This is a genomic window from Pseudomonas sp. B6002, from assembly GCF_013385985.1.
In the GTDB taxonomy this organism is placed as follows: domain Bacteria; phylum Pseudomonadota; class Gammaproteobacteria; order Pseudomonadales; family Pseudomonadaceae; genus Aquipseudomonas.
Window position 1 is genome coordinate 246,826 of sequence record NZ_JACAOY010000010.1, and the last position, 26,410, is coordinate 273,235.

At 61.9% G+C, this 26,410-nt stretch carries 30 protein-coding genes; 19 read left to right on the plus strand and 11 right to left on the minus strand.

Annotation, left to right across the window (positions count from 1 at the left end):
• Positions 1 to 28 precede the first annotated feature (28 nt).
• The 9 genes from HX792_RS14650 to HX792_RS14690 all read left to right on the plus strand — a co-directional run bounded on the left by HX792_RS14650 (position 29) and on the right by HX792_RS14690 (position 6,696).
• On the plus strand, positions 29 to 715 hold the full coding sequence (locus HX792_RS14650; RefSeq protein WP_176996767.1) for a YggS family pyridoxal phosphate-dependent enzyme: 687 nt from the start codon (positions 29 to 31) through the stop codon (positions 713 to 715).
• A 33-nt stretch (positions 716 to 748) separates the two neighbouring features.
• On the plus strand, positions 749 to 1,567 hold the full coding sequence (gene proC, locus HX792_RS14655) for a pyrroline-5-carboxylate reductase (RefSeq protein ID WP_176996768.1): 819 nt from the start codon (positions 749 to 751) through the stop codon (positions 1,565 to 1,567).
• A 23-nt stretch (positions 1,568 to 1,590) separates the two neighbouring features.
• Complete coding sequence (locus HX792_RS14660) at positions 1,591 to 2,178, plus strand: YggT family protein (protein ID WP_176996769.1); 588 nt, start codon at positions 1,591 to 1,593, stop codon at positions 2,176 to 2,178.
• 160 nt (positions 2,179 to 2,338) lie between these two features.
• Complete coding sequence (locus HX792_RS14665; protein WP_176996770.1) at positions 2,339 to 3,478, plus strand: homoserine O-acetyltransferase; 1,140 nt, start codon at positions 2,339 to 2,341, stop codon at positions 3,476 to 3,478.
• A gap of 7 nt (positions 3,479 to 3,485) precedes the next feature.
• Positions 3,486 to 4,106 carry a methionine biosynthesis protein MetW gene (metW, locus tag HX792_RS14670; RefSeq protein ID WP_016972957.1) on the plus strand — a complete coding sequence of 207 codons (621 nt, stop codon included), beginning with the start codon at positions 3,486 to 3,488 and terminating at the stop codon, positions 4,104 to 4,106.
• 21 nt (positions 4,107 to 4,127) lie between these two features.
• Complete coding sequence (locus HX792_RS14675; protein ID WP_159960660.1) at positions 4,128 to 4,562, plus strand: DUF4426 domain-containing protein; 435 nt, start codon at positions 4,128 to 4,130, stop codon at positions 4,560 to 4,562.
• Positions 4,559 to 5,155, plus strand: a complete 597-nt coding sequence (gene rdgB / locus HX792_RS14680; RefSeq protein WP_176996771.1) for an RdgB/HAM1 family non-canonical purine NTP pyrophosphatase — start codon at positions 4,559 to 4,561, stop codon at positions 5,153 to 5,155. The genes HX792_RS14675 and rdgB overlap by 4 nt, the downstream gene beginning before the upstream one ends.
• Complete coding sequence (gene hemW, locus HX792_RS14685) at positions 5,152 to 6,354, plus strand: radical SAM family heme chaperone HemW (protein ID WP_256349845.1); 1,203 nt, start codon at positions 5,152 to 5,154, stop codon at positions 6,352 to 6,354. The genes rdgB and hemW overlap by 4 nt, the downstream gene beginning before the upstream one ends.
• Positions 6,355 to 6,372: 18 nt before the next feature.
• Positions 6,373 to 6,696, plus strand: a complete 324-nt coding sequence (locus tag HX792_RS14690; protein ID WP_010207241.1) for a DUF3392 domain-containing protein — start codon at positions 6,373 to 6,375, stop codon at positions 6,694 to 6,696.
• 187 nt (positions 6,697 to 6,883) lie between these two features.
• On the opposite strand, the gene HX792_RS14695 is transcribed toward HX792_RS14690, so the two are convergent.
• The 5 genes from HX792_RS14695 to HX792_RS14715 all read right to left on the minus strand — a co-directional run bounded on the left by HX792_RS14695 (position 6,884) and on the right by HX792_RS14715 (position 10,006).
• On the minus strand, positions 6,884 to 7,696 hold the full coding sequence (locus HX792_RS14695) for a hypothetical protein (RefSeq protein ID WP_176996772.1): 813 nt from the start codon (positions 7,694 to 7,696) through the stop codon (positions 6,884 to 6,886).
• Positions 7,697 to 7,774: 78 nt separating this feature from the next.
• Positions 7,775 to 8,500: a tRNA (guanosine(46)-N7)-methyltransferase TrmB gene (trmB, locus tag HX792_RS14700; protein WP_176996773.1), complete on the minus strand. Its 726-nt coding sequence runs from the start codon at positions 8,498 to 8,500 to the stop codon at positions 7,775 to 7,777.
• A gap of 9 nt (positions 8,501 to 8,509) precedes the next feature.
• Complete coding sequence (locus HX792_RS14705) at positions 8,510 to 9,304, minus strand: thiazole synthase (protein WP_105521099.1); 795 nt, start codon at positions 9,302 to 9,304, stop codon at positions 8,510 to 8,512.
• Between the two features lie 52 nt (positions 9,305 to 9,356).
• Positions 9,357 to 9,557, minus strand: coding sequence for a sulfur carrier protein ThiS (thiS, locus tag HX792_RS14710; RefSeq protein WP_025859525.1), 201 nt, complete (start codon positions 9,555 to 9,557; stop codon positions 9,357 to 9,359).
• A 71-nt stretch (positions 9,558 to 9,628) separates the two neighbouring features.
• On the minus strand, positions 9,629 to 10,006 hold the full coding sequence (locus HX792_RS14715) for a DUF423 domain-containing protein (RefSeq protein WP_176996774.1): 378 nt from the start codon (positions 10,004 to 10,006) through the stop codon (positions 9,629 to 9,631).
• Between the two features lie 74 nt (positions 10,007 to 10,080).
• On the opposite strand from HX792_RS14715, the gene mtgA reads away from it, so the two are divergent.
• Positions 10,081 to 10,803: a monofunctional biosynthetic peptidoglycan transglycosylase gene (mtgA, locus tag HX792_RS14720; protein WP_176996775.1), complete on the plus strand. Its 723-nt coding sequence runs from the start codon at positions 10,081 to 10,083 to the stop codon at positions 10,801 to 10,803.
• A gap of 188 nt (positions 10,804 to 10,991) precedes the next feature.
• Here the strand turns inward: mtgA and rpoH are convergent, their stop codons facing one another.
• The 4 genes from rpoH to ftsY form a co-directional block, all read right to left on the minus strand.
• Positions 10,992 to 11,846: an RNA polymerase sigma factor RpoH gene (rpoH, locus tag HX792_RS14725; RefSeq protein ID WP_016972967.1), complete on the minus strand. Its 855-nt coding sequence runs from the start codon at positions 11,844 to 11,846 to the stop codon at positions 10,992 to 10,994.
• Between the two features lie 129 nt (positions 11,847 to 11,975).
• Positions 11,976 to 13,001 (minus strand): permease-like cell division protein FtsX, encoded by a 1,026-nt coding sequence (gene ftsX, locus HX792_RS14730; RefSeq protein WP_176996776.1) that lies wholly within the window; start codon positions 12,999 to 13,001, stop codon positions 11,976 to 11,978.
• Positions 12,998 to 13,669 (minus strand): cell division ATP-binding protein FtsE, encoded by a 672-nt coding sequence (gene ftsE, locus HX792_RS14735; protein ID WP_003234627.1) that lies wholly within the window; start codon positions 13,667 to 13,669, stop codon positions 12,998 to 13,000. Before ftsE ends, ftsX begins: the two co-directional genes overlap by 4 nt.
• Complete coding sequence (gene ftsY / locus HX792_RS14740; protein ID WP_176996777.1) at positions 13,666 to 15,021, minus strand: signal recognition particle-docking protein FtsY; 1,356 nt, start codon at positions 15,019 to 15,021, stop codon at positions 13,666 to 13,668. Before ftsY ends, ftsE begins: the two co-directional genes overlap by 4 nt.
• A 232-nt stretch (positions 15,022 to 15,253) precedes the next feature.
• Here ftsY and HX792_RS14745 point away from each other — a divergent pair, with 232 nt between their 5' ends.
• The 4 genes from HX792_RS14745 to HX792_RS14760 all read left to right on the plus strand — a co-directional run bounded on the left by HX792_RS14745 (position 15,254) and on the right by HX792_RS14760 (position 19,841).
• Positions 15,254 to 16,609 (plus strand): pitrilysin family protein, encoded by a 1,356-nt coding sequence (locus HX792_RS14745; protein ID WP_176996778.1) that lies wholly within the window; start codon positions 15,254 to 15,256, stop codon positions 16,607 to 16,609.
• Positions 16,602 to 18,092 (plus strand): pitrilysin family protein, encoded by a 1,491-nt coding sequence (locus HX792_RS14750; protein ID WP_176996779.1) that lies wholly within the window; start codon positions 16,602 to 16,604, stop codon positions 18,090 to 18,092. Before HX792_RS14745 ends, HX792_RS14750 begins: the two co-directional genes overlap by 8 nt.
• Complete coding sequence (rsmD, locus tag HX792_RS14755) at positions 18,092 to 18,700, plus strand: 16S rRNA (guanine(966)-N(2))-methyltransferase RsmD (RefSeq protein ID WP_176996780.1); 609 nt, start codon at positions 18,092 to 18,094, stop codon at positions 18,698 to 18,700. Before HX792_RS14750 ends, rsmD begins: the two co-directional genes overlap by 1 nt.
• A 136-nt stretch (positions 18,701 to 18,836) precedes the next feature.
• Positions 18,837 to 19,841, plus strand: a complete 1,005-nt coding sequence (locus HX792_RS14760) for a hydrolase (protein ID WP_176996781.1) — start codon at positions 18,837 to 18,839, stop codon at positions 19,839 to 19,841.
• A gap of 72 nt (positions 19,842 to 19,913) precedes the next feature.
• On the opposite strand, the gene HX792_RS14765 is transcribed toward HX792_RS14760, so the two are convergent.
• Positions 19,914 to 20,768: a sulfurtransferase gene (locus HX792_RS14765; protein WP_176996782.1), complete on the minus strand. Its 855-nt coding sequence runs from the start codon at positions 20,766 to 20,768 to the stop codon at positions 19,914 to 19,916.
• Positions 20,769 to 20,801: 33 nt separating this feature from the next.
• Positions 20,802 to 21,473: a TetR/AcrR family transcriptional regulator gene (locus HX792_RS14770; protein WP_176996783.1), complete on the minus strand. Its 672-nt coding sequence runs from the start codon at positions 21,471 to 21,473 to the stop codon at positions 20,802 to 20,804.
• 146 nt (positions 21,474 to 21,619) lie between these two features.
• Here HX792_RS14770 and HX792_RS14775 point away from each other — a divergent pair, with 146 nt between their 5' ends.
• The 5 genes from HX792_RS14775 (at position 21,620) to HX792_RS14795 (ending at position 26,302) form a co-directional block, all read left to right on the plus strand.
• Positions 21,620 to 23,047, plus strand: a complete 1,428-nt coding sequence (locus HX792_RS14775; protein WP_176996784.1) for a coniferyl aldehyde dehydrogenase — start codon at positions 21,620 to 21,622, stop codon at positions 23,045 to 23,047.
• Positions 23,048 to 23,075: 28 nt separating this feature from the next.
• Entirely contained in the window at positions 23,076 to 23,621 is a 546-nt protein-coding gene (locus tag HX792_RS14780; protein ID WP_176996785.1) for a twin-arginine translocation pathway signal protein, read from the plus strand.
• 147 nt (positions 23,622 to 23,768) lie between these two features.
• Positions 23,769 to 25,364 carry a GMC family oxidoreductase gene (locus HX792_RS14785; RefSeq protein ID WP_176996786.1) on the plus strand — a complete coding sequence of 532 codons (1,596 nt, stop codon included), beginning with the start codon at positions 23,769 to 23,771 and terminating at the stop codon, positions 25,362 to 25,364.
• A 103-nt stretch (positions 25,365 to 25,467) separates the two neighbouring features.
• Positions 25,468 to 25,947 carry a pantetheine-phosphate adenylyltransferase gene (gene coaD / locus HX792_RS14790; protein WP_003176711.1) on the plus strand — a complete coding sequence of 160 codons (480 nt, stop codon included), beginning with the start codon at positions 25,468 to 25,470 and terminating at the stop codon, positions 25,945 to 25,947.
• Positions 25,948 to 26,050: 103 nt separating this feature from the next.
• The gene (locus HX792_RS14795; RefSeq protein WP_003195146.1) at positions 26,051 to 26,302 is read left to right on the plus strand and encodes a YfhL family 4Fe-4S dicluster ferredoxin; all 252 of its coding nucleotides are present in this window, start codon (positions 26,051 to 26,053) and stop codon (positions 26,300 to 26,302) included.
• Positions 26,303 to 26,410: the final 108 nt, after the last annotated feature.

A 26,410-nucleotide genomic window follows, 5' to 3' on the forward strand; every position in this document is an offset into this window, starting at 1 on the left:
GGACTCCATATCCACGGGCGCATCTTGAATGTCGACGATAGCAGACAACATTGGCCTGGTTAGCCAGCGCATCCGCGCCGCAGCCGACGCCGTGCAACGTGACGCAAGCAGCATCCACCTGCTGGCCGTGAGCAAGACCAAACCCGCGCAAGCCGTGCGTGAAGCCTACGCCGCCGGGATGCGCGACTTTGGCGAGAACTACTTGCAGGAAGCCTTGGGCAAACAGGCCGAATTAACCGACCTGCCCTTGAGTTGGCACTTCATCGGCCCCATTCAATCGAACAAGACGCGCGCTATCGCCGAGAACTTCGCTTGGGTGCATTCCGTGGACCGCCTAAAAATCGCACAACGCCTGTCCGAACAACGCCCGGCCGACCTGCCGCCGCTGAACATCTGCATCCAGGTCAACGTCAGTGGCGAAGCCAGCAAGTCCGGCTGTACGCCCGCCGACCTGCCGGCGCTGGCCCAGGCGATCAGCGCACTGCCGCGCTTGCAACTGCGGGGCTTGATGGCAATCCCTGAGCCGACGGAAGATCGTGCCGCGCAAGATGCAGCCTTCGCCACGGTGCGCGAACTGCAAGCCAGTTTGAACCTGCCGCTGGACACACTTTCCATGGGCATGAGCCACGACCTTGAGTCGGCCATCGCCCAAGGCGCCACCTGGGTGCGGATCGGTACCGCCCTGTTTGGCGCCCGCGACTACGGCCAGCCTTGAAATGGCTGACTTCCCTCTGAGTAAGGACCTGTCATGAGTAACACGCGTATTGCCTTTATCGGCGCCGGTAACATGGCGGCCAGCCTGATCGGTGGCCTGCGGGCCAAGGGCCTGCAAGCCCAGCAGATCCGCGCCAGCGACCCGGGCGCCGAAACCCGCGCCCGCGTCAGCGCCGAGCACGGCATTGAAACCTTTGCCGACAACGCCGAGGCCATTCAAGGCGTCGACGTGATCGTGCTGGCGGTCAAGCCGCAAGCCATGAAGGCCGTGTGCGAAAGCCTGCGCCCAAGCCTGCTGCCCCATCAACTGGTGGTCTCGATTGCCGCTGGCATCACCTGTGCCAGCATGACGAACTGGCTTGGCGCGCAGCCGATCGTACGTTGCATGCCCAACACCCCGTCGCTGCTGCGCCAGGGCGTGAGCGGCCTGTATGCCACCTCCGAAGTCAGCGCCGAGCAGCGTGGCCAGGCTCAGGAACTGCTGTCTGCCGTGGGCATCGCCCTGTGGCTGGAACAGGAGCAGCAGCTGGACGCGGTCACCGCCGTGTCCGGCAGCGGCCCGGCGTATTTCTTCCTGCTGATCGAAGCCATGACCGCCGCCGGCGTGAAACTGGGCCTGCCGCAGGAAATCGCCAAGCAACTGGCCGAACAGACGGCCCTGGGCGCCGCGAAGATGGCGGTGACCAGCGACGTGGACGCCGCCGAACTGCGCCGCCGCGTGACCTCCCCGGGCGGGACCACGCAGGCTGCCATCGAATCGTTCCAGGCCGGGGGCTTTGAAGCCCTGGTGGAAAAAGCACTGGGTGCCGCAGCACATCGTTCGGCCGAGATGGCCGAGCAGCTGGGCAAATAGTCGTCCCCTACAAGGAATCAAACATGCTTGGAATCAATGACGCTGCCGTTTTCATCATCCAGACCCTGGGCAGCCTGTACCTGCTGATCGTACTGATGCGCTTTATCCTGCAACTGGTGCGGGCGAACTTCTACAACCCGCTGTGCCAGTTCGTGGTGAAGGCCACCCAGCCGCTGCTCAAGCCACTGCGCCGGGTTGTGCCGAGCATGTTCGGCCTGGACATGTCGTCGCTGGTGCTGGCGCTGCTGCTGCAGATCCTGCTGTTTGCGGTAATCCTGCTGCTCAACGGCTACCAGGCCAACACCGTGCTGCTGTTGCCGTGGGGCCTGATCGGCATTTTCTCGCTGTTTTTGAAGATCATCTTCTGGTCGATGATCATCAGCGTGATCCTCTCGTGGGTCGCTCCCGGCAGCCGCAGCCCGGGCGCCGAGCTGGTGTACCAGATCACCGAGCCGGTGCTGGCGCCGTTCCGTCGCTTGATCCCCAACCTGGGCGGCCTGGATATCTCGCCGATCTTCGCGTTTATCGCGATCCAGCTGCTGCAAAGCTGGGTGATCCCGCGTCTGGCCTACTACGCGTTCATGCCTAAGGAATTGTTCGGCCTGATCTGACGCGCCTCCTGTGGGAGCTGGCTTGTGTGAAAGCCAGCTCCCACACAACCAGCTCCCACATTTTGTATCTGTGCCCTGATTTGAATCCGTGCAGGCCTTTGCTTGCCGCTGGCCCCCCCGCTCTTTAGACTTACGCCTCATTTAAACGAGAGCAGGGTCGATGCCAGCTGCCTTCCCCCCCGATTCTGTTGGACTGGTCGTGCCCCAAGTGGCGCACTTCAGCGAACCGCTGGCCCTGGCCTGCGGCCGGTCGCTGCCAGCCTACGACCTGATCTACGAAACCTACGGCCAATTGAACGCTACAGCGAGCAATGCCGTGCTGATCTGCCACGCCCTGTCCGGCCATCATCACGCCGCAGGCTATCACTCGGCCGACGAGCGCAAGCCCGGCTGGTGGGACAGCTGCATCGGCCCCGGCAAGCCCATCGACACCAACAAGTTCTTTGTGGTCAGCCTGAACAACCTCGGCGGCTGCAACGGCTCCACCGGCCCGAGCAGCCTCAACCCGGAAACCGGCAAGCCATTCGGCGCGGACTTCCCGGTGCTCACCGTGGAAGACTGGGTGCACAGCCAGGCGCGCCTGGCCGACCTGCTGGGCATCAGCCAGTGGGCCGCCGTGATCGGTGGCAGCCTGGGCGGCATGCAGGCCCTGCAATGGACCATCACCTACCCGGACCGCGTGCGTCATTGCCTGGCTATCGCCTCGGCACCTAAGTTGTCGGCACAGAACATCGCCTTCAACGAAGTGGCGCGCCAGGCCATCCTCACCGACCCCGAGTTCCACGGCGGTTCGTTCCAGGAAGCCGGTGTGATCCCCAAGCGCGGCCTGATGCTGGCGCGGATGGTCGGGCATATCACCTACCTGTCCGATGACTCCATGGGCGAGAAATTCGGCCGTGGCCTCAAGAGCGAAAAGCTCAACTACGACTTCCACAGCGTCGAGTTCCAGGTGGAAAGCTACCTGCGTTATCAGGGCGAGGAGTTCTCCGGGCGTTTCGACGCCAACACCTACCTGTTGATGACCAAGGCCCTGGACTACTTCGACCCTGCGGCCAACCACGACGATGACCTGGCGAAAACCTTCGAAGGCGCCACGGCCAAGTTCTGCGTGATGTCGTTCACCACCGACTGGCGCTTCTCGCCGGCGCGCTCCCGCGAGCTGGTGGATGCCTTGATGGCGGCGCGCAAAGACGTCTGCTACCTGGAGATCGACGCACCGCAGGGCCACGACGCCTTCCTGATTCCGATCCCGCGTTACTTGCAGGCGTTCGGCAACTACATGAACCGGATTACTGTGTGAGAACGCCATGAGAGCCGACCTGGAAATCATCCAAGACTGGATCCCCGCCGGCAGCCGCGTGCTCGACCTGGGCTGCGGCGATGGCGAACTGCTGAGCTGGCTGCGCGACAACAAGCAAGTCACCGGCTACGGCCTGGAAAACGACCCGGACAACATCGCCCAATGCGTGGCCAAGGGCATCAACGTGATCGAGCAGGACCTGGACAAGGGCCTGGGCAACTTTGCCAGCAACAGCTTCGACATCGTGGTGATGACCCAGGCCCTGCAGGCGGTGCACTACCCGGACCGCATCCTCGACGAGATGCTGCGCGTCGGCCGCCAGTGCATCATCACCTTCCCCAACTTCGGCCACTGGCGCTGCCGCTGGTACCTGGCCACCAAGGGCCGCATGCCGGTGTCGGATTTCCTGCCGTACACGTGGTACAACACGCCGAACATCCACTTCTGCACCTTCGAAGACTTCGAAGCCTTGTGTGGCGAGCGTGAAGCCAAGGTGATCAACCGCCTTGCCGTCGATCAACAGCACCGCCATGGCTGGGCGAGTAAGCTGTGGCCTAATCTGTTGGGAGAAATCGGGATTTACCGGGTCAGCAGCCCAGGCCTGACCGACCACAAGATTGCCGTCTAATCATTTTCAAGAGGGACGCTCATGAGTCGTTTGGCTGTTTTTCTATTGACCGCACTGCTTGGCGCCAACGCCATGGCCGCCGACGTTATCGACCCTAACCGCACGAAGGAATTCGGCGATATCACCGTGCGTTACAACACCTTCACCTCCAGCTTCCTGCAGCCGGAAACCGCCCAGGCCGTTGGCGTGGTGCGCAGCAAGAACAAGGGCCTGATCAACGTATCCGTGTTCAAGGGCGTGACCCCGGTGGTGGCGCAAGTGACCGGCACCATCAAGGACTCGCTCGGCAAAAGCGAAGTGCTGACCTTCAAGCAGATCACCGAAAAAGGCGTGACCAACTACCTCGCGCCCTACTCGGTGCCGCAGCAGGAATTCAAGACTTTCACCATCAATGTTGAAACCGGCGGCAAAGCCCACGGCTTCAGTTTTGTCCAAGAACTCTTCCCGGCCGAATGATGAAACTCACCCAACTCGTACTGGCCAGCCATAACGCCGGCAAACTCAAAGAACTGCAAGCCATGCTCGGTGAGTCCGTGCAGCTGCGCTCGATTGGCGAGTTCAGCCAGGTGGAACCGGAAGAGACCGGCCTGTCGTTCGTCGAAAACGCCATCCTCAAGGCACGCAACGCCGCACGCATCTCCGGCCTGCCCGCATTGGCCGACGACTCGGGCCTGGCGGTGGATTTCCTCGGCGGCGCCCCGGGCATCTATTCGGCGCGTTATGCCGACGGCAAAGGTGATGCGGCCAACAACGCCAAACTGCTGGACGCCCTCAAGGACGTGCCGGACGCCGAGCGCGGCGCGCAGTTCGTCTGCGTGCTGGCCCTGGTGCGCCACGCCGACGACCCGTTGCCGATCCTGTGTGAAGGCCTGTGGCATGGGCGCATCCTGCATGCGGCCAGCGGTGAGCATGGCTTTGGCTACGACCCGCTGTTCTGGGTGCCGGAGCGCAATGTCTCCAGCGCCGAACTGAGCCCCGCCGACAAGAACCAGATCAGCCACCGTGCTCGCGCAATGGATTTGCTGCGCCAACGCCTGAGCCTGAAATGACCCAGAACACCTCCGCGCAGCCGCTGATCCACGGCGGCGCGCAAACTCCTCGGGCGGCGCTGCCGGTGCTGCCGCCCCTGGCGCTGTATATCCACATCCCGTGGTGCGTGCGCAAATGCCCCTATTGCGACTTCAACTCCCACACCGCCAGCAAGGTGCTGCCGGAAGAAGAGTATGTGGACGCACTGCTGGCCGACCTCGACCAGGACCTGCACGCGGTTTACGGCCGCGAGCTGAGTTCGATCTTCTTTGGTGGCGGCACCCCGAGCCTGTTCAGCGCTGCAGCGCTGGGCCGTTTGCTCAAGGGCGTGGAAGCACGCATCCCGTTTGCCAGCGATATCGAGATCACCCTGGAAGCCAACCCCGGCACCTTCGAGCAAGAGAAGTTCGTGGCGTACCGCAAACTGGGGATCAATCGGCTGTCCATTGGCATCCAGAGTTTCCAGCAGCAGAAGCTTGAGGCCCTGGGGCGCATCCACAACGGCGACGAAGCCGTGCGTGCGGCCGGCATGGCGCGCGAGGCCGGCTTCGATAACTTCAACCTGGACTTGATGCATGGTTTGCCCGATCAGTCCCTGGACGACGCCCTGAGCGACCTGCGCCAGGCGATCGCGCTCAAGCCGACGCACTTGTCGTGGTACCAGCTGACCCTGGAGCCCAACACGGTGTTCTGGAACCAGCCACCGGCGCTGCCGGAAGACGACACCTTGTGGGATATCCAGGAAGCGGGTCAGGCGCTGCTCGCCGAGCACGGCTATGCGCAATACGAAGTGTCGGCCTACGCCCAACCGGGTCGCCCGGCACGGCATAACCTGAACTACTGGAGTTTTGGCGACTTCATCGGCATCGGCGCGGGCGCCCATGGCAAGCTCAGCCACCCGGACGGGCGCATCGTGCGCACCTGGAAGACACGCGCACCGAAGGACTACCTCAACCCGGCCAAAAGCTTTCAGGCCGGTGCGAAAGAGCTGACGAACGAGGAGCTGCCGTTCGAGTTCCTGATGAACGCCTTGCGCCTCACCGAAGGTGTGGACGCCAAGCTATACGCCGAGCGCACCGGGCTGGACCTGGCGAGCCTGGATGAAGGCCGCCGCGAGGCCGAACAAAGTGGCTTGATGCAGGTCGAACCGTCACGCTTGGCGGCGACCGACCGCGGGCAACTCTTTCTCAATGACCTGCTGCAGAAGTTTTTGAGCTGACGCTCTTAAGGAAATCACATGGATTTGGTACTCGACCTGCTCGCCACCGTATCCCGCTGGAGCCGTAGCAACCTGTCGGAAATCTCCCTGGCCCTTGTGGGCTGCCTGCTGGTGCTGTTCGGCGCCGACATCAAGGGCTGGGTGGAAGCCCGCCTGGGCAGCGTCGCCGGCGCCTTGCGCGTGCCGCTGATGGCGCTGCTGTGCATGATCGGCAGCGGCGCGGCGCTGATCTACGCCACGCCGTGGATTGTGCGGGGCTTGAGCCAGTTCAATAACTACAGCCTGGCACCGGTGTTAGTCGTGGTGCTGGTATTGATTGGCGTAGTCGCCGACCGCCGCTGACTTAAGGCCCGACACAAATCAACTGTAGGAGCCGGCTTGCCGGCGATGGCGGTGTGTCAGGCAGTTCATTGGCCGCCTATAGACCGCTATCGCTGGCACGCCAGCGCCTACAGGGGTGCGTTTTGGGCTGGCCGATTTTTTGAATTTCAGCGACACAGGTCGCTGACCAGCGTTAAACGAAGCATCCCTATTTGGACGCCGGCCCTCCAAACGCTTTCTCGTAATACTCTTTAAGCGTCATCGGGTCTTTGCAGCCCAACGCCAGTGCTTGGTTCAGATAGGTCAGGTTGAGGCTGTCGGGCATGCCTTTTTCGTTCATTCGAGTTGCGGCCAGTATGTAGTAGGCGTCGGCTCGGTACTGGTCATAGGTCAGCATTCGCGCACTGGCCTGCGCCTGCTGGTTGGCTACGGTCCACTCCTCCTTGATCTCAGCCAGACGATCTTTCTCGAAACAGAGCGAGCGCTGTGTGTACAAAGGGTAATAGCCCTGAAACCCATCAGCGCGCAGGAGCATCTGCTTAAGATCCTCCAGATACTTCACATGGCCTAGGTCAAGAAAATTAAGGCGCATGTAAGTCTGGTCGCATTGGTAGTAATAACCTACCGCGGCTGCCAACAGGCCTTGATCCATTGCCCTGTGCATCGGTTCGCAGACCTGTTTGCGCTCGGCGTCCGACATCCCGAACCGACTTTGCATATTGGCCAGCATGTAAGTCGCTACCGTATGCCCACCGTCGGAAGCCATCTTCAGGTCGCTTTGCAACGCAGCTATCTTATCCTTACCTTCTTTGGCCAACTCAGCCGAGACCTTGGGATCCAGTTTGCCACTGGCTTCCAGAGGCAGGTTTTCCTCAATCAACACGCGCAGTTGTTCCGCTTTCTTTTGAGCACGCTCAAAGTAGTCGTCCGGAGAAATCACTGGAAGGGAGGCGGTCGTGGTGGCGAATACTGCCGCAGACAGCAGACTCAGCAGCAACAAGCAGGGGAACGTAAATTTCAAACCCTTGTATTCCTTTACAAGTAGAAACGAAAACGGCGGTGAAGCAAACCTGCTTCACCGCCGCTGATGCGTAGCCGTTTAAGCCAGCTTCTCGAACTTCAAATCCCACACCCCATGCCCGAGTCGCTCGCCGCGGCGTTCGAACTTGGTGATCGGGCGCTCGGCCGGGCGCGGCACGCACTTGCCGTCTTCGGCGATGTTGCGGTAGCCAGGGGCGACGTTCATCACTTCCAGCATGTACTCGGCATACGGTTCCCAGTCGGTGGCCATGTGCAGGATGCCGCCCACTTTCAGCTTGCTGCGTACCAGTTCCGCGAAGGAAGCCTGGACGATGCGGCGCTTGTGGTGACGGGCCTTGTGCCATGGGTCGGGGAAGAACAGCATCAGGCGGTCGAGGCTGTTGTCGGCGATGCAGCGGTTGAGCACTTCGATCGCGTCGCAGTCATACACCCGCAGGTTGGTCAGGCCTTGAGTCAGCACGCCATTGAGCAGCGCGCCGACACCCGGGCGGTGAACTTCCACACCGATGAAATCCTGATCCGGCGAGGCGGCCGCCATTTCCAGCAGGGAGTGGCCCATGCCGAAGCCGATTTCCAGGGAACGCGGGGCCGAACGGCCGAACACCTGGTCGTAGTCCACTGGCGCATCCGCCAATGGCAGCACGAACAGCGGCGTACCTTGCTCCAGGCCCTTTTGCTGGCCTTCGGTCATGCGACCGGCGCGCATCACAAAACTCTTGATGCGGCGGTGCTTGGACTCGTCGCCTTCTTCCACGGTGTTCGGCGTTTCGTTTGATTCAGTCATCAATGGCTCTTACTTGATCAGACCATCCAGCGGCGAAGAGGCGCTGGCGTAGAGTTTTTTCGGCATGCGCCCGGCGAGGTACGCCAGGCGGCCTGCGACGATTGCGTGTTGCATGGCTTGGGCCATCATGACCGGTTGCTGGGCATGGGCGATGGCCGAGTTCATCAGCACCGCGTCGCAGCCCAGTTCCATGGCGATGGTCGCGTCGGAGGCCGTGCCTACGCCCGCATCCACCAGCACCGGGATCTTGGCTTCCTCGAGGATGATCTGCAGGTTGTACGGGTTGCAGATCCCCAGGCCGGAACCGATCAGGCCGGCCAGCGGCATCACCGCAATACAGCCGATTTCCGCCAGTTGGCGCGCGATGATCGGGTCATCGCTGGTGTAGACCATCACGTCGAAGCCTTCCTTGACCAGGGTTTCGGCGGCCTTGAGGGTTTCGATCACGTTGGGGAACAGGGTTTTCTGGTCAGCCAGCACTTCCAGCTTCACCAGGTTGTGGCCGTCGAGCAGCTCACGGGCCAGGCGGCAGGTGCGCACGGCTTCGATGGCGTCGTAGCAGCCAGCGGTGTTCGGCAGGAAGGTGTAGCGGTCTGGCGACAGCACTTCGAGCAGGTTCGGCTCGCCTTCGATCTGGCCCAGGTTGGTGCGGCGCACGGCGAAGGTGACGATCTCGGCGCCGGAGGCCTCGATGGCCAGGCGGGTTTCTTCCATGTCGCGGTACTTGCCGGTGCCGACCAGCAAACGGGACTGGTAGGTACGACCGGCCAGGACGAAGGGCTTGTCGCTACGAACGATGCTCATGGGAAATCCTCGAAATGGGGTGAGGTTCTGCAGAATTCAGAAAGCTGCGCGACTAACCGCCGCCGATGGCGTGGACTACTTCCACCTGGTCACCGTCGGTGAGCGCGGTCTCGGCGTGCTGGCTACGCGGGACGATATCCAGGTTGAGTTCCACTGCGACGCGACGCCCGGTCAGGTCCAGACGGGTCAGCAGGGCCGCAACGGTTTCACCGTCGGGCAGTTCAAAGGATTCGCCGTTCAACTGAATGCGCATGCCACGGGCCGCCATCGTTTTTAGGGGCCCGCATTCTAGCCCGATTGGGGTTGCGGGCCCAAGTCCCTTGGTCAGGCCGCTTGCAGGCGCCACGCCGCCAAACCGAGGAAGAACCAGCCCAGCAGGAACGCCAAGCCACCCAACGGCGTGATGATGCCCAGCTTGCTGAAACCTGTCAGCGTCAGCACATACAGGCTACCGGAGAACAGCAGGATGCCGACGGTAAACGAGATACCCGCCCAGCTGACCAACCGGCCAGGAATATGCGCCGCCAGCAACGCCACGCCGAACAACGCCAAGGTGTGTATCAACTGATAGGTCACGCCGGTGTGGAAGATCGCCAGGTACTCGGCGCTCAGGCGGTTTTTCAGGCCGTGGGCGGCGAAGGCGCCAAGGGCGACACCGGTAAAGCCGAAAAAGGCAGCCAACATCAGAAAGCCACGCAACATGAGGAACTCCAGTCAGACGCAAAGGGCCGGGTCTGTATAATGGCCCGCTCAACGGGTTCGGCCAAGCCATCTCTATGCTGCGTCTCCTCTTCAAACGTTTTCTCAAAGTCGTGAAATGGTTTGCCATCGGCAGTGTGCTGCTGGTGCTGCTGTTCCGTGTCGTCCCGCCGCCCGGCACTGCGCTGATGGTGGAGCGCAAGGTGGAGTCCTGGGTCGACGGCGAGCCGATTGACCTGCAGCGCACCTGGGTGCCGTGGGACGAGATCTCCGATGACCTCAAAGTGGCGGTGATGGCCGGTGAAGACCAGCGCTTTCCGCAGCACTGGGGTTTCGACTTTGGCGCGATCCAGGCAGCGATCCTGCACAACGAGCGCGGTGGCTCGATCCGTGGCGCCAGCACCTTGAGCCAGCAGGTGTCGAAAAACCTATTCCTGTGGGCCGGCCGCAGTTATTTGCGCAAGGGCCTGGAAGCGTGGTTTACCGGGCTGATCGAGGTGTTGTGGCCCAAGCAGCGGATTCTTGAGGTGTACCTCAACAGCGTGGAATGGGATGAAGGGGTGTTTGGCGCAGAAGCGGCCGCCCGGCATCACTTTGGGGTGAGTGCCAAGGCGCTTTCGCGGCAGCAGGCCAGTTACCTGGCGGCGGTGTTGCCTAATCCGAGGGTGTGGAGTGCCAGCCATCCGACGGCGTATGTGGCACGGCGGGCGGCGTGGATTCGGCAGCAGATGAGTCAGTTGGGTGGGGATGGCTATCTGGTGGAGTTGAACAACTCGCGCAAAGCGCCCTGGTCCGACTGACACAACACAAAACTGGCTGACACCCTGTAGGAGCCGGCTTGCCGGCGATGGCGGTGTGTCAGGCAGTTCATTTTCCACCGGTAGACCGCTATCGCTGGCAAGCCAGCTCCTACACGGGGTGCGTGAGGCCGGAAACAAAAATGCCCTGATCTTTCGATCGGGGCATTTTTCTGTCTTATCGCTGCGTGTTATGCGGCGATCGACAACTTCAGCTTGTTCATCGCGCTCTTCTCAAGCTGACGAATTCGCTCGGCCGACACGTTGTACTTCTGCGCCAGGTCGTGCAGCGTGGCTTTGTCTTCTGCCAGCCAGCGCTGGTAGAGGATGTCACGGCTGCGGTCGTCCAGCACTTCCAGCGCTTCGTGCAGGTTGTGGTTGGAGTTGTCGCTCCAGTCCGCATCCTCCAGTTGACGCGCCGGGTCGTACCGGTGGTCTTCCAGGTAGTTGGCCGGCGATTGGAAGGCGCTGTCGTCGTCTGCTTCAGCAGCAGGGTCGAAGGCCATGTCATGGCCGGTCAGGCGACTTTCCATCTCGCGCACTTCACGAGGCTCCACGCCGAGGCTTTCGGCCACGCGGTGGACTTCCTCGTTGTTCAGCCACGCCAGGCGTTTCTTCTGGCTGCGCAGGTTGAAGAACAGCTTGCGCTGGGCCTTGGTGGTCGCGACTTTCACGATGCGCCAGTTGCGCAGGATGAATTCGTGAATTTCCGCCTTGATCCAGTGCACGGCAAACGACACCAAACGCACGCCCATTTCCGGGTTGAAGCGTTTCACAGCCTTCATCAGGCCGACGTTGCCTTCCTGGATCAGGTCAGCCTGGGCCAGGCCGTAGCCGCTGTAGCTACGGGCGATATGTACGACAAAACGCAGGTGGGCGAGCACCATCTGCCGAGCCGCCCCCAAATCCTGCTCATAGTAGAGACTCTCGGCCAGTTCACGCTCCTGCTCGGGCGTCAGCAATGGAATGCTGTTGACCGTGTGCACATAGGCTTCCAGGTTCGCACCCGGGACCAAGGCATAAGCAGGTTGCAAAGAAGTGGTCATACGAAAAAACCTCCGACTCACATAACTCGTGCAGTGAAGCACTGCGAAAATTGACCGGGAACCGTAGGACAAGTTCCCTAAACCACCAATACGGTCAATACAAACGAAACCACATTAATCTGACATTAACTACTTCGGTGCCAACTCACGTAAGTGACGGGCGACCGCAATCCAAGCACCGATATACCCCAACAAGACTGCGCCAAGCAAGAGACTCAGACCATCGGCTACCGGCACGCCCGCCAGGGCGAAATCGCTGCCGTACAAGCCAGCCAGCCCGATCACCGCGTCGTTCAGCCAGTCAAGGCCAAACGCCAGCACTCCCCAGGACAAAATCCCGGCACCAAAGCCATAAAGCGCGCCCATGTACAGAAAAGGACGACGCACATAGCTGTCTGTGCCGCCGACCAGTTTAATCACTTCTATCTCGGTGCGACGGTTTTCAATATGAAGACGAATGGTATTACCTATCACCAAAAGTAATGCAGACACCAACAACACCGTCAGGCCGAACACAAAGCGGTCGCCCAGCTTGAGAATCGCCGCCAGGCGCTCCACCCAGACTAGATCAAGCTGCGCCTGCTGCACCTTGGGCATCTCTGCGAGTTTTTGTCGCAGGGCTTCCAGCGCGGGCTTGTCCACTTCATTTGGCGTAACCAGCACCACGCCCGGCAGCGGGTTCTGCGGCAGCTCTTTCAGCGCTTCGCCCAGGCCGGACTGTTGCTGGAACTCTTCCAGGGCCTGGTCGCGGCTGATGTACTCGGCGTCTGCTACGCCGGGCAGGTTCTTGATGTCATCGCGCAGGGCCTCGCCCTCTTTGGCGCTGGCATCGATGTTCAGGTACAGCGAAATCTGCGCCGCACGCTGCCAGGAGCCGCCCAGGCGCTCCACATTATTAAGCAGCAACGACAAGCCCATCGGCAGGCTCAAGGCCACAGCCATTACCAGGCAGGTAAAGAAGCTGCCGATCGGTTGCTTGCCCAGACGACGCAGGCTGTCCAGCAGGCTGGCGCGATGGCTTTCGATCCAGGCGCGCAGCAGCGTACCGAAGTCCGGGCCATCATCCTCGTCGTGTTTTTTCTTTTTCTGCGGTTGCGGGTCGGCGGCTTTGGGCGCCACGCGCTCGGAAACCTTGGGGCTGCGTGTTGCACTCATACTCCGGCCTCCCCGTCACCGATCAGGCGGCCGCGTTGCAGGGTCAGCATGCGGTGGCGCATGCGGGCGATCAGGGCCAGGTCGTGGCTGGCGATCAGCACGCTGGTGCCCAGGCGGTTGATGTCTTCGAACACGCCCATGATCTCGGCCGCCAGGCGCGGGTCGAGGTTACCGGTAGGTTCGTCCGCCAGCAGCAGGGCCGGGCGATGGACGATGGCGCGGGCGATGCCGACGCGCTGTTGCTGGCCGGTGGACAGGTCGCCCGGGTAGAGATCGGTCTTGTCCGACAGCGCCACGCGCTCCAGGGCCGAATCCACGCGCTTGACGATCTCGGCCTTGGACAGCCCGAGGATCTGCAGCGGCAGCGCCACGTTATTGAACACGGTGCGATCAAACAGCAACTGGTGGTTCTGGAACACCACGCCGATCTGGCGGCGCAGGAACGGAATCTGCGCATTGCTGATGGTTGCCAGATCCTGGCCGGCCAGCAGCAGCTTGCCGGTGGTCGGGCGTTCCATGGCCAGCAGCAAGCGCAACAAGGTACTTTTGCCGGCACCGGAGTGGCCGGTTACAAACAGAAACTCGCCACGACGCACTCGAAAGCTCAGCTCATGCAAGCCCACATGCCCGTTGGCATAGCGTTTACCGACCTGTTCGAATCGAATCATGAACGCTCCCGCTCGGCAAACAGTGCCTGTACAAAGGGTTCGGCTTCAAAGGTGCGCAGGTCATCGATGCCTTCACCGACGCCGATATAACGAATCGGCAACCCGAACTGTTTGGCCAGGGCAAAGATCACGCCGCCCTTGGCCGTGCCGTCGAGCTTAGTCAATGCCAGGCCGGTCAGTTGCACCGTCTGGTTAAATTGCTTGGCCTGGCTGATGGCGTTCTGGCCAGTGCCGGCGTCAAGCACCAGCAACACTTCGTGGGGAGCGTCTGCGTCGAGCTTGCCGATCACGCGGCGTACTTTCTTCAGCTCTTCCATCAAATTGTCTTTGGTGTGCAGGCGGCCTGCGGTGTCGGCGATCAGCACATCGATGTTACGGGCCTTGGCGGCCTGCACGGCATCGAAGATCACGGAGGCGGAATCGGCGCCGGTGTGCTGGGCAATCACCGGGATCTTGTTGCGCTCACCCCAGACTTGCAGCTGTTCTACGGCAGCGGCACGGAAGGTATCACCGGCCGCCAGCATGACTTTTTTGCCTTCGGACTGCAGCTTCTTGGCCAACTTGCCGATGGTGGTGGTCTTGCCCGCACCGTTCACGCCCACAACGAGGATCACGAACGGCTTGTTCGGCTTGATCACCAGCGGAGCTTCCACGGGCTTGAGCATCGCGGCCAGCTCGGCCTGCAGGGATTTGTAGAGGGCGTCGGCGTCGGTCAACTGCTTGCGCGCGACCTTCTGGGTCAGGCTCTGGATGATCACGGCGGTGGCTTCGACACCCACGTCGGCGGTGAGCAGGCGGGTCTCGATGTCTTCGAGCAGCTCGTCATCAATGACTTTTTTGCCCAGGAACAGGCTGGCCATGCCTTCGCCAATGCTGGCGCTGGTCTTGCTCAGGCCTTGCTTGAGGCGGGCGAAGAAGCCGGTTTTGCTGGTTTCGGGCGCTGCAACGACGGGCGCAGGCTCGATGACCGCAGGCGCTGCGGCTTCGACGGCGACAACCACTGGCTCAACCACGGCTGGAATCGGCGGCGTGATGTGTTCGGCCTGCACGTCTTCAACCAGGGCCACCGGTTCTTCAGCGACCGGCAGCTCCAGCCACGGCTTGGGCTCTGGTTCGGGCTCTGGTGCAGCTTCAACCACGGGCTGCAACACCGGTTCAGCCATCGGCAATACCACTGGCGCCGGGGTTTCTACGACCGGTTGGGCTTCTACGATGGGCTCAGGGATAGGTTCAGGCTGAACCTGCGGCTGTTCGTCGACGGTTTCCTGCGGCTTTTTGCGCAGCCATCCGAACAGGCCTTTTTTCTCGCCAGCCGCAGCTGGGGTCTTCTTGTCGTCGTTGGAACCAAACATGGAGACGGCTATCTCAAGGTAGCGACGCGCCAGCAGGCGCGTCGGTAAATAAAATTCGATGCGTAACAGACTGTTTTTTAGCCAGCTCGTTCATGCGCAACATTTTGTAAGGCCTAAATAGAGCCTTAACAGGACAGCCGCAGTGGCCGTTCGTAAATCCGACCAGTATCCTAGCACCTCCTCGCCCGCCGACGCTAAGACCAAGCGGGCAGCCCAACAGGTTTAAAAACGAATGAATGCTCTAGCCCGCCACGCCGCAGGCCTGCTGTTCAGCACAGTTTGTCTGCCTCTTTCAGCCTTGGCTGCCGACCCACAACCCACCCACGAATTCACCCTGGATAACGGCCTCAAGGTGGTCGTGCGCGAAGACCATCGCGCGCCGGTTGTGGTTTCCCAGGTCTGGTACAAGGTCGGTTCGAGCTACGAAACCCCGGGCCAGACCGGTTTGTCCCACGCCCTGGAGCACATGATGTTCAAGGGCAGCGCCAAGATCGGCCCCGGCGAAGCCTCGCTGATCCTGCGCGACCTGGGCGCCGAAGAAAATGCCTTTACCAGCGACGACTACACCGCCTACTACCAAGTACTGGCCCGTGACCGCCTGGGTGTCGCCTTCGAACTGGAAGCCGACCGCATGGCCAGCCTGCGCCTGCCGGCCGACGAGTTCAGCCGCGAGATCGAGGTCATCAAGGAAGAACGCCGCCTGCGCACCGACGACAACCCCATGTCCAAGGCCTACGAGCGCTTCAAGGCCATGGCCTACCCCGCCAGCGGCTACCACACGCCGACCATCGGCTGGATGGCCGACCTGGAACGCATGAAAGTCGAAGAGCTGCGCCACTGGTACCAATCCTGGTACGTGCCGAACAACGCCACCTTGGTCGTCGTGGGCGATGTCACCCCGGATGAAGTAAAAAAACTGGCCCAGCGCTACTTTGGCCCGATCCCCAAACGTGACGTGCCACCCGCCAAGGTCCCGCTGGAACTGGCCGAGCCCGGCGAGCGCCTGCTGACCATGCATGTGCAGACCCAACTGCCGAGCGTCATTCTCGGCTTCAATGTGCCAGGCCTGGCCACCGCAGAGGACAAGCGCTCGGTGCAAGCCCTGCGCCTGCTCTCCGCCCTGTTGGATGGCGGTTACAGCGCGCGCATTTCGGAACAGCTGGAGCGTGGTGAAGAGCTGGTCTCGGCCGCCTCCACCAGCTACGACGCCTACACCCGTGGCGACAGCCTGTTCACCCTGACCGCCACGCCGAACCAGCAGAAGAAAAAGACCATCGCCCAAGCCGAAGCCGGCCTGTGGCGCCTGCTGGATGAGTTGAAAGCCAAGCCGCCGACCAACGAGGAGCTGGAGCGTATCCGCGCCCAGGTCATTGCCGGCGTGGTTTACCAGCGCGATTCCATCACCAGCCAGGCCACGGCCATCGGCTCCCTGGAAACCGTCGGCCTGTCCTGGAAGCTCATGGACACCGAACTGGCTGACCTGCAAAGCGTGACCCCGGAAGACATCCAGAAAGCCGCGCGCACTTATTTCACTCGCGAACGCCTCAGCGTCGCCCATGTCCTGCCTGAGGAGACCGCTCATGAGTGATCGCAAAAGCAGCCGCCTGATCTTCCCCGGCCTGGTCGTGGTCACCCTGATCGCGGCGAGCGCCGTGTATTTCCTGCGCCCGAGCGAATCCGTGGCCAGCCCGGCGCTGGAAAAAGCCCAATCGGCCAACAAGCTGCAATCCCTGGCAGAGCTGGACGGCAAGGCGCCGACCAACCGCAAGCTCGACGTGCAAACCTGGACCACTGCCGAGGGTGCCAAGGTGCTGTTCGTCGAGGCCCACGAACTGCCGATGTTCGACATGCGCATCCTGTTCGCGGCCGGCAGCAGCCAGGACGGCAACGTCCCGGGCCTGGCGCTGATGACCAACGCCATGCTCAACGAAGGCGTGCCGGGCAAGGATGTCAGCCAGATCGCCAGTGGCTTTGAAGGCCTGGGCGCCGATTTTGGCAATGGCGCCTACCGCGACATGGCGCTGGTGTCCCTGCGCAGCCTGAGCGACAGCAACAAGCGCGACGCCGCGCTGGCGCTGTTTGACCAGGTGATCGGCAAGCCGACGTTCCCGGCCGATTCCCTGGCGCGGATCAAGAACCAGATCCTGGCGGGCTTCGAGTACCAGAAACAGAACCCCGGCAAGCTGGCGAGCCTGGAGCTGTTCAAGCGCCTGTATGGCGACCACCCGTACGCTCATCCGAGCGAGGGCACGCCCCAGAGCGTTCCCGCGATTACCCTGGCGCAGTTGCAGGCGTTCCACGCCAAGGCCTATGCCGCCGGCAACGCCGTGATCGCCGTGGTCGGCGACCTTACCCGCGCCGAGGCCGAAGCCATGACCGCCAAGGTCTCGGCCTCGCTGCCCAAAGGCCCGGCCCTGGCGAAGATTGCCCAGCCTGCCGAGCCCAAGGCCGGCCTAAGCCATATCGAGTTCCCGTCCAAGCAGACCCACCTGCTGTTCGCCCAACTGGGCATCGACCGCGCCGACCCGGATTACGCCGCGTTGTCCCTGGGCAACCAGATCCTCGGCGGCGGCGGCTTCGGCACCCGCTTGATGAGCGAAGTGCGCGAGAAACGCGGCCTGACCTACGGCGTGTACTCCGGCTTCTCGCCGATGCAGGTGCGCGGCCCGTTCATGATCCAGCTGCAGACCCGCGCCGAAATGAGCGGCGGCACCCTGCGCCTGGTGGAGGATGTGCTGGCCGATTACCTCAAGAACGGCCCGACCCAGAAGGAACTGGACGACGCCAAGCGCGAGCTGGCGGGCAGCTTCCCGCTGTCCACCGCCAGCAACGCCGACATCGTCGGGCAGTTGGGCGCCATGGGTTTCTATAACCTGCCGCTGAGCTATCTTGAGGATTTCATGAAACAATCCCAGGCCCTGACCGTAGAGCAGGTCAAGGCTGCAATGAATAAACACTTGAGCGCCGACAAGATGGTCATCGTGACCGCCGGCCCGACGATTGCGCAAAAGCCACTACCGCCCCCCACTGATAAACCCGCCGAGCAGCCGCTCGGGGTTCCGGAGCATTAATGGCCAGTTCATCTCGCCCGAAAAAACCTGTCCACAACGTGCATAACGGTGTGGGCCAGCTGCGCATCATTGGCGGCGAATGGCGCAGCCGCAAGCTGAGCTTCCCCGACGTGGTGGGCCTGCGCCCCACGCCGGACCGCGTGCGCGAAACCCTATTCAACTGGCTCGCGCCGTACATTGCGGACGCCAAGGTGCTGGACCCGTTCGCGGGCAGCGGTGCGCTGTTCCTGGAAGCACTGTCCCGTGGCGCCGCCCTGGGCCAGGCGCTGGACGCCAGCAATGTGGCGGTTTCCAGCCTCAAGGAACACCTGGGCACCCTGCGCTGCACCACCGGCCAGGTACAGACCGCCGACGCCCTGCGCTACCTGGAAACCCAGCCGGCCAGCGAGTTCGACGTGGTGTTCCTCGACCCGCCGTTCAACCAGAACCTGCTGCCGACCGTCTGCGCGCTGCTGGAAGAACGCCAATGGCTGGCGCCGGATTCGTGGATCTACACTGAAAGCGAAACCGCGCCCTCGACCCTGGGCTTGCCCGGCACCTGGCGCTTGCACCGCGAGCAAAAGTCCGGCCGCGTCTACTACGCGCTGTGGCAACGCAGCATCGCTTGACTGTAGTGAGCGGGCTTGCCCCGCGCCAGGGGAACCGCGGTGCTTCAGAAAATCCGAGGTGCCTGGGTTTAGGGAGCGGCGCCCCCGGCGCGGGGCAAGCCCGCTCACTACAAGTGTGTTCGCCATAGAGACATTGATGAAACCTTCCGCCGACCTGTTTAAACCCGCCTTCGGCCTCGGCAACCCTCACCTGCAAACCTTGTGGGGACCGTTGTGGCGCCCCACCACCCACATTGAACGCCAGCGCGAACGCCTTTGGCTGGACGACGGTGACTTCCTCGACCTCGACTGGCACGGCCCTCACGATGCGCAAGCGCCGTTGGTGCTGGTGTTGCACGGTCTGACCGGCTCGTCCAATTCGCCCTACGTGGCCGGGCTGCAAAAAGCCTTGGCCACTCAAGGTTGGGCCAGCGCCGCGTTGAACTGGCGTGGGTGTTCGGGAGAGCCCAACCTGTTGGCGCGCAGCTATCACTCGGGCGCCAGCGAAGACCTGGCCGCCGCAATTGCCCATCTGCGCACCAAGCGGCCGCTGGCGCCGTTGTATGCCGTCGGGTATTCGCTGGGCGGCAACGTGCTGCTCAAGCATTTGGGCGAGACGGGCGAGGCGTCGGGGTTGCAAGGAGCGGCGGCAGTGTCGGTACCGTTTCGCCTGGACCAGTGCGCCGATCGCATCGGGCTGGGCTTTTCGCGGGTGTACCAGAAGCACTTCATGCGCGAGATGCTGGCGTACATACGCGTCAAGCAGAGCCGCTTTGAGCAGGATGGCCGGGCGGACGGGCTCAAGACCCTGGAAGACCTTGGCTCATTGGAGAAGATGCGCACGTTTTGGGATTTCGATGGCCGGGTCACCGCGCCGCTGCACGGCTTCCTGAGTGCCGAGGACTATTACCGCCGCGCGTCGAGCCGTTATTACCTGGGGGCAATTCGTACGCCGACCCTGATTATCCAGGCAGCGGATGACCCGTTTGTGTTTGCCCACAGCTTGCCCGAGGCGAGTGAACTGTCGGCGTGCACCGAGTTTGAGCTGCTGGCCAAGGGTGGGCATGTGGGGTTTGTCGACGGTTCGCTCAAACGCCCCGGTTATTATCTGGAGCGCCGTATTCCTGCCTGGCTACTGACACAATACAAACCACCCCTGTAGGAGCCCGGCTTGCCGGCGATGGCGCCCGTGAGACCGCCATCGCCGGCAAGCCGGGCTCCTACAGGGGTGTGTTTAGTCGCCGGTTGCGATGGTTCTGTTTGGATCGGTAATCCACTCACTCCACGACCCTGCATACAACTTGCCCAACGGGTAACCCGCCAGGCTCAGGGCGAACAGGTTGTGGCACGCCGTGACGCCCGAACCGCAATACGCCACCAGCTCATCCGGCGAGCGCCCCTGTAGTTGCGCGGCGAAGCGCTGCTTGAGTTGTTCGGCCGGCAGGAAGCGCCCATCACTGCCCAGGTTTTCAGTGAACGCCGCACATTGCGCGCCCGGAATATGGCCGGCGACCGGGTCGATAGGCTCCACGTCGCCACGAAACCGCGCCTGGGCCCGGGCATCGAGCAAGGTCAGGCCCGGTTGGCCCAGGCGTTTTTGCAGGTGTTCGGCGTCCAGCACCAGGTGGTTGTCCGGCGTGCCGGCAAACGTACCGGGCTCGATCACCGGTGCGTCCAGGCTCAGCGGGAACCCTGCGCTGTGCCAGGCCTTGAGGCCACCGTCCAGCACAAACACGCCCTCGCGCTTGCCCAGCCAGGCCAGCAACCACCAGGCGCGGGCGGCATAGGCGCCGGGGCCGTCGTCATACAGCACGATGTCGGTGTCGTCGGTGATGCCCCAGGCGCGCAATTGTCGAACCAGAGCATCGGCAGCAGGCAGCGGGTGACGACCGGTCACACCCTTGGTCACCGGGCCACTGAGGTGGCGCTCCAAATCAGCATACTGCGCGCCGTCGATATGCCCTTCGGCATAGCTGCACAGCCCGTAGTCCGGGTCTTCCAGGGCAAAGCGGCAGTCGAGGATCACCCATCCACCGGCCTTCTGGCGCTCGGCCAGTTGCTGGGGGCTGATCAATTGGGCAAGCGGCATGACGGACTCCTGTGAACAGATTCGGGAAAGGTCCTACTTCACTTCTTCCAGTGCCTGGTTCAACGGCACGTAAAACTCTTTGAACAGGGCATCCACCGCCTCTTTCGCCTGGGGCGTGACGAAACCTGCTTCCAGTACCAACACCTGATACACCCCACGCTTGATCGCCTCAGCGCTCAAATGGGTGGAATTTTCGTTGGTGGTGCACAAAAAACGCACCCAGGAGGTGAGGATGATCCAGGCATTGAGGGTTAGGGCCTCGGTTTGCACCGGGTCCATATTGAGGATCCCCGCGTCGACAAACCCTTGATAGATAGCACCGCCCTGGGTCAGGCAGCGCTGGGAAAAACGCCGGTAACCGGTGGCCAGCTCCGGGTCGCTTTCCAGCAGGTGTTCGAGGTCACGGTGCAGGAAACGGTAGCGCCACATGCCGGCCAGCACGGCTTGCAGGTAGAAGCGTTTGTCTTCGACGGTGACGGCGCGGCCCTGGGGCGGGCGCAGGAAACTGTCCACCAGGGCTTCGTATTCACGAAACAGCACGGCGATGATCGCCTGCTTGTTGGGGAAGTGGTAGTACAGGTTGCCCGGGGAGATTTCCATATGGGCAGCAATATGGTTGGTGCTGACACTGCGCTCGCCCTGCTGGTTAAAAAGCTCCAGGCTGGTTTGCACAATGCGCTCGCTGGTCTTTACTCGTGGTGCCATAGGGAATCAGCTTCTGTACACGTGAAGGGGCATCTTACGGCCTATCCTTGCCGGGATAAATCCACATGTTGCTGCAATGTTATTTGACAATTTAGAGCAATGACTCTAATAAATGAACCATTCAAATAACAATTGGGAACTGCACCATGTCTGCCAACGTTGCTTACCTGCAAGATTCCCAGGCGCTGGATCAACTCCAGGACCTGTTCGACGCCCAACGTCGTGCCTACGCGGCCACCCCGATGCCGCCTGCCGCGCAACGCCAGCAATGGCTCAAGGCCCTGCGCGATTTGCTCAGTGACGAGCGGCAAGCATTGATCAACGCGATCAGCCAGGACTTCAGCCATCGCAGCGCCGACGAAACCCTGTTCGCCGAACTGATGCCCAGCCTGCATGGCATTCACTACGCCAGCAAACACCTCAAACGCTGGATGAAACCTTCTCGCCGCGCCGTAGGCATTGCCTTCCAGCCCGCATCAGCCAAAGTCATTTATCAACCGCTGGGGGTGGTCGGGGTGATCGTGCCCTGGAACTACCCGCTGTACCTGGCCATTGGGCCACTGGTCGGCGCGTTGGCGGCCGGCAACCGGGTGATGCTCAAGCTCAGTGAATCCACCCCCGCCACCGGCGAATTGCTCAAGGCCTTGCTGGCGAAAATATTCCCTGAGGATCTGGTGTGCGTGGTGTTGGGTGAGGCCGAAGTCGGCATGGCGTTTTCCAAGCTGCCCTTCGATCACCTGTTGTTCACCGGCGCCACCAGCATCGGCAAACACGTGATGCGGGCGGCGGCCGAACACCTGACCCCGGTCACCCTGGAGCTGGGTGGCAAGTCCCCGGCGATCGTCTCGGCCGACGTGCCACTCAAAGACGCCGCCGAACGTATCGCCTTCGGCAAAGCCCTGAACGCCGGGCAAACCTGTGTGGCCCCCGACTACGTGCTGGTTCCAGAGGATCGGGTAGACGGTTTCGTCGAGGCCTACACCCAGGCCGTTCGCGGGTTCTATCCGACTCTGGCCGACAACCCGGACTACACCGCGATTATCAACGAGCGGCAATTGGCCCGGCTCAATGCCTACGTCAAGGACGCCACCGACAAGGGCGCGACCTTGATTTCGCTGTACGACCAGGGCCAGGCCCGGCGCATGGCCCACAGCCTGCTACTGAATGTCAGCGACGACATGACGGTGATGCAGGATGAAATCTTCGGCCCGGTGCTGCCCATCGTGCCCTATCGCGGCCTTGACCAAGCGTTTGCCTACATCAACGGGCGCCCTCGCCCACTGGCCCTGTATTACTTCGGCTACAACAAGGCCGAGCAAAACCGCGTGCTCCACGAGACCCATTCCGGTGGCGTGTGCCTGAACGACACCCTGCTGCATGTGGCCCAGGACGACATGCCGTTTGGCGGTATCGGCCCTTCCGGCATGGGCCACTACCACGGCCACGAAGGCTTCCTCACGTTCAGCAAGGCCAAGGGTGTGCTGGTGAAACAGCGCCTGAACGCGGCGAAGCTGATCTACCCGCCGTATGGCAAATCGATCCAGAAGTTGATCCAGAAACTGTTCGTGCGCTGAAACCACCACCCTCGGGATAACAATAACAATGAACCCAAGCCTGACTGAAACACCCGCGCTGTCGCGGCGCGGCGTCCTCAAGATCGGCCTGTGTGCCAGTGCCTTCCTGGCCACGGCCGGGCTGGGCGCCAGCCTCAGTGGTTGCTCCAGCAGCACCCCGGCCAGCGGCTTTGCCATGTTGCGCAGCAGTGACCTGCCGTTTCTGCGGGCGGTCATTCCGGTGCTGCTGGAAGGCGCCGCCAGCGCCGAGGAGGTGGTCGCCGGTATAGAGGACACTCTGAAAAAACTCGACTACAGCCTGCAGCACCTGTCGCCGGAGATGTTCAAGCTCACCCAGCAACTGTTCGACGTGCTGGGCATGGGCATCACCCGTGGCCCGCTGACCGGCGTCTGGGGCAGTTGGGAAAACGCCAGCGCCGAGCAGATCCGCAACTTCCTGCACCGCTGGGAAAACAGCTACCTGAACCTGCTGCGCATGGGCCAGGGCTCGCTGCTCAAGCTGGTGATCATGGCCTGGTATTTCCGACCGGCGTCCTGGGCCCATTGCGGCTACCCCGGCCCGCCGAAGATCTAGCCCTGACACCCCAAATCAATTGTGGGAGCTGGCTTGCCTGCGATAGCGGTGGATCAGCAATAAATGCACTGGCCGGCAGACCGCTATCGCAGGCAAGCCAGCTCCCACAGTGACTGCAACGTCGTACAAAAATAAGAGTGCATGTTTATGCCCGTACCCGATCTGTTCCGCGAGGGCCTGGCCCGTGGCTGGAAAACCCACAATGGCGCCGCCCTTGAAAACGACCTGACCCTGGAAGCCGACGTGGCCATCATCGGCAGCGGCGCCGGTGGCGGCACCACCGCCGAGATCCTCAGCGCTGCCGGCTACAAAGTGTTGCTGATCGAAGAAGGCCCGCTCAAGACCAGCAGCGACTTCAAGCTGCTTGAGGACGAGGCCTACGCCAGCCTGTACCAGGAGGGCATTGGCCGCATGAGCAAGGATGGCGCGATCACCATCCTGCAGGGCCGGGCCGTCGGTGGCACCACACTGATCAACTGGACCTCGAGCTTTCGCACCCCGGACGCCACCCTCGCCCACTGGGCCAGTGAATACGCGGTCAAGGGCCATAGCAGCGCCGAGATGGCGCCATGGTTCGAAAAAATGGAGCAGCGCCTGGGCATTGCGCCCTGGGCCATCCCGCCAAATGCAAACAACGACGTGATCCGCAAAGGCTGCGAAAAGCTCGGCTACAGCTGGCACGTGATCCCGCGCAATGTGCGCGGCTGCTTCAACCTGGGGTATTGCGGCATGGGCTGCCCGGTCAACGCCAAGCAATCGATGTTGGTGACCACCATCCCGTCCACCCTGGAAAAAGGCGGTGAGCTGCTGTACCTCGCGCGGGCCGAACGCCTCAAATACAGCGGCGACAGCATCAGCAGCCTGGAATGCGTTGCCATGGATGAACGCTGCGTGGCGCCCACAGGGCGCAAGATCACGGTGAATGCCAAGCATTACGTGCTGTCCGGTGGTGGCATCAACAGCCCGGCACTGCTGATGCGCTCGGACGCGCCCGACCCGCATTCGCGGCTCGGCAAGCGCACTTTCCTGCACCTGGTGAATTTCTCTGCGGGGCTGTTCGACGAAGTGATCAACCCGTTCTACGGCGCACCTCAGTCCATTTACTCCGACCATTTCCAATGGCAGGACGGCACCACCGGCAAAATGTCCTACAAGCTGGAAGCTCCACCCTTGCACCCAGGATTGGCCAGCACCTTGTTCGGCGGCTATGGCGGGCAGAATGCCCTGGAGATGAGCCAACTGCCCCACACCCACGCGATGCTGGCGCTGCTGCGCGACGGTTTCCACCCTGACAGCCAGGGCGGCACGGTGGATTTGCGCGGCGACGGCACGCCGGTGCTCGACTACCAGGTCTCACCTTACGCCTGGGATGGCCTGCGCCGGGCTTTCCACAGCATGGCCGAGATCCAGTTCGCGGCCGGTGCCAAGTCGGTCAAGCCGCTGCACCACGATGCGCGTTACGTGACCACTCTGGCCGGGGCGCGCAGTGTGATTGACGGGTTGAACCTTGAATTGCACCGCACAACCCTGGGCAGCGCCCACGTGATGGGCGGCTGTGCGATGGGCGAAGACCCGAAAAATGCCGTGGCCGACAGCCTGGGTCGGCATCACCAACTGCGCAACCTGTCGATCCATGATGGCTCGCTGTTCCCCACCAGCATTGGGGCCAACCCCCAATTGTCGGTGTATGGATTGACCGCGCAACTGGCGACAGCATTGGCCGAACGTCTGAAAACGGCGTGAAAAAACACGGTCTATCGGGCTTTCTTCTACATAAGTTGACTTGGCCGACCGGGATGGCTGCGATACCATCCGGTTCCCCAACGGACTCCGCCAGGACGACGCGATGAACCGAGTGTTGTACCCAGGTACCTTCGACCCGATTACCAAAGGCCATGGCGATCTGGTCGAACGTGCCTCTCGCCTGTTCGACCATGTAATCATCGCGGTCGCGGCCAGCCCCAAGAAAAACCCGCTGTTTCCCCTGGAACAGCGCGTGGAGTTGGCGCGTGAGGTCACCAAGCACCTGCCCAACGTGGAAGTGGTGGGCTTTTCGACCTTGCTGGCGCATTTCGCCAAAGAGCAGAACGCCAATGTGTTCCTGCGTGGCCTGCGTGCGGTGTCGGACTTCGAATACGAATTCCAGCTGGCCAACATGAACCGCCAACTGGCGCCAGACGTGGAAAGTCTGTTCCTCACGCCGTCGGAACGTTATTCGTTCATTTCCTCGACATTGGTGCGTGAAATCGCCGCTTTAGGCGGAGATATCACCAAGTTCGTCCACCCCGCCGTGGCCGATGCGCTGACCCTGCGCTTCAAGAAGTAAGACCGCTCAATCGGCGCCTGCTCGCACTCCGGGCGCCAATGCGGCACAATTGCGCGCATTAGTTTTTCAGATGCCTTGGCTGACGGCCCTGGCAGGAGTTTCCATGTCCCTGATCATCACCGACGATTGCATCAATTGCGACGTCTGCGAACCCGAGTGCCCGAACGCTGCGATTTCCCAAGGCGAAGAGATCTACGTGATCGACCCGAACCTGTGCACCCAGTGCGTCGGCCACTACGACGAACCCCAGTGCCAGCAGGTGTGCCCGGTGGATTGCATTCCATTGGATGAAGCCCATCCGGAGACGGAAGAACAGTTGATGGAGAAATACCGGAAGATTACCGGTAAGGCTTGAGGGCCTCATCGCAGGCAAGCCAGCTCCCACAGTTGACCGAGTTCCAACATGAGAATGCGATCGAATGTGGGAGCGGGCTTGCCCGCGATGGCGATATCAGCCATCACA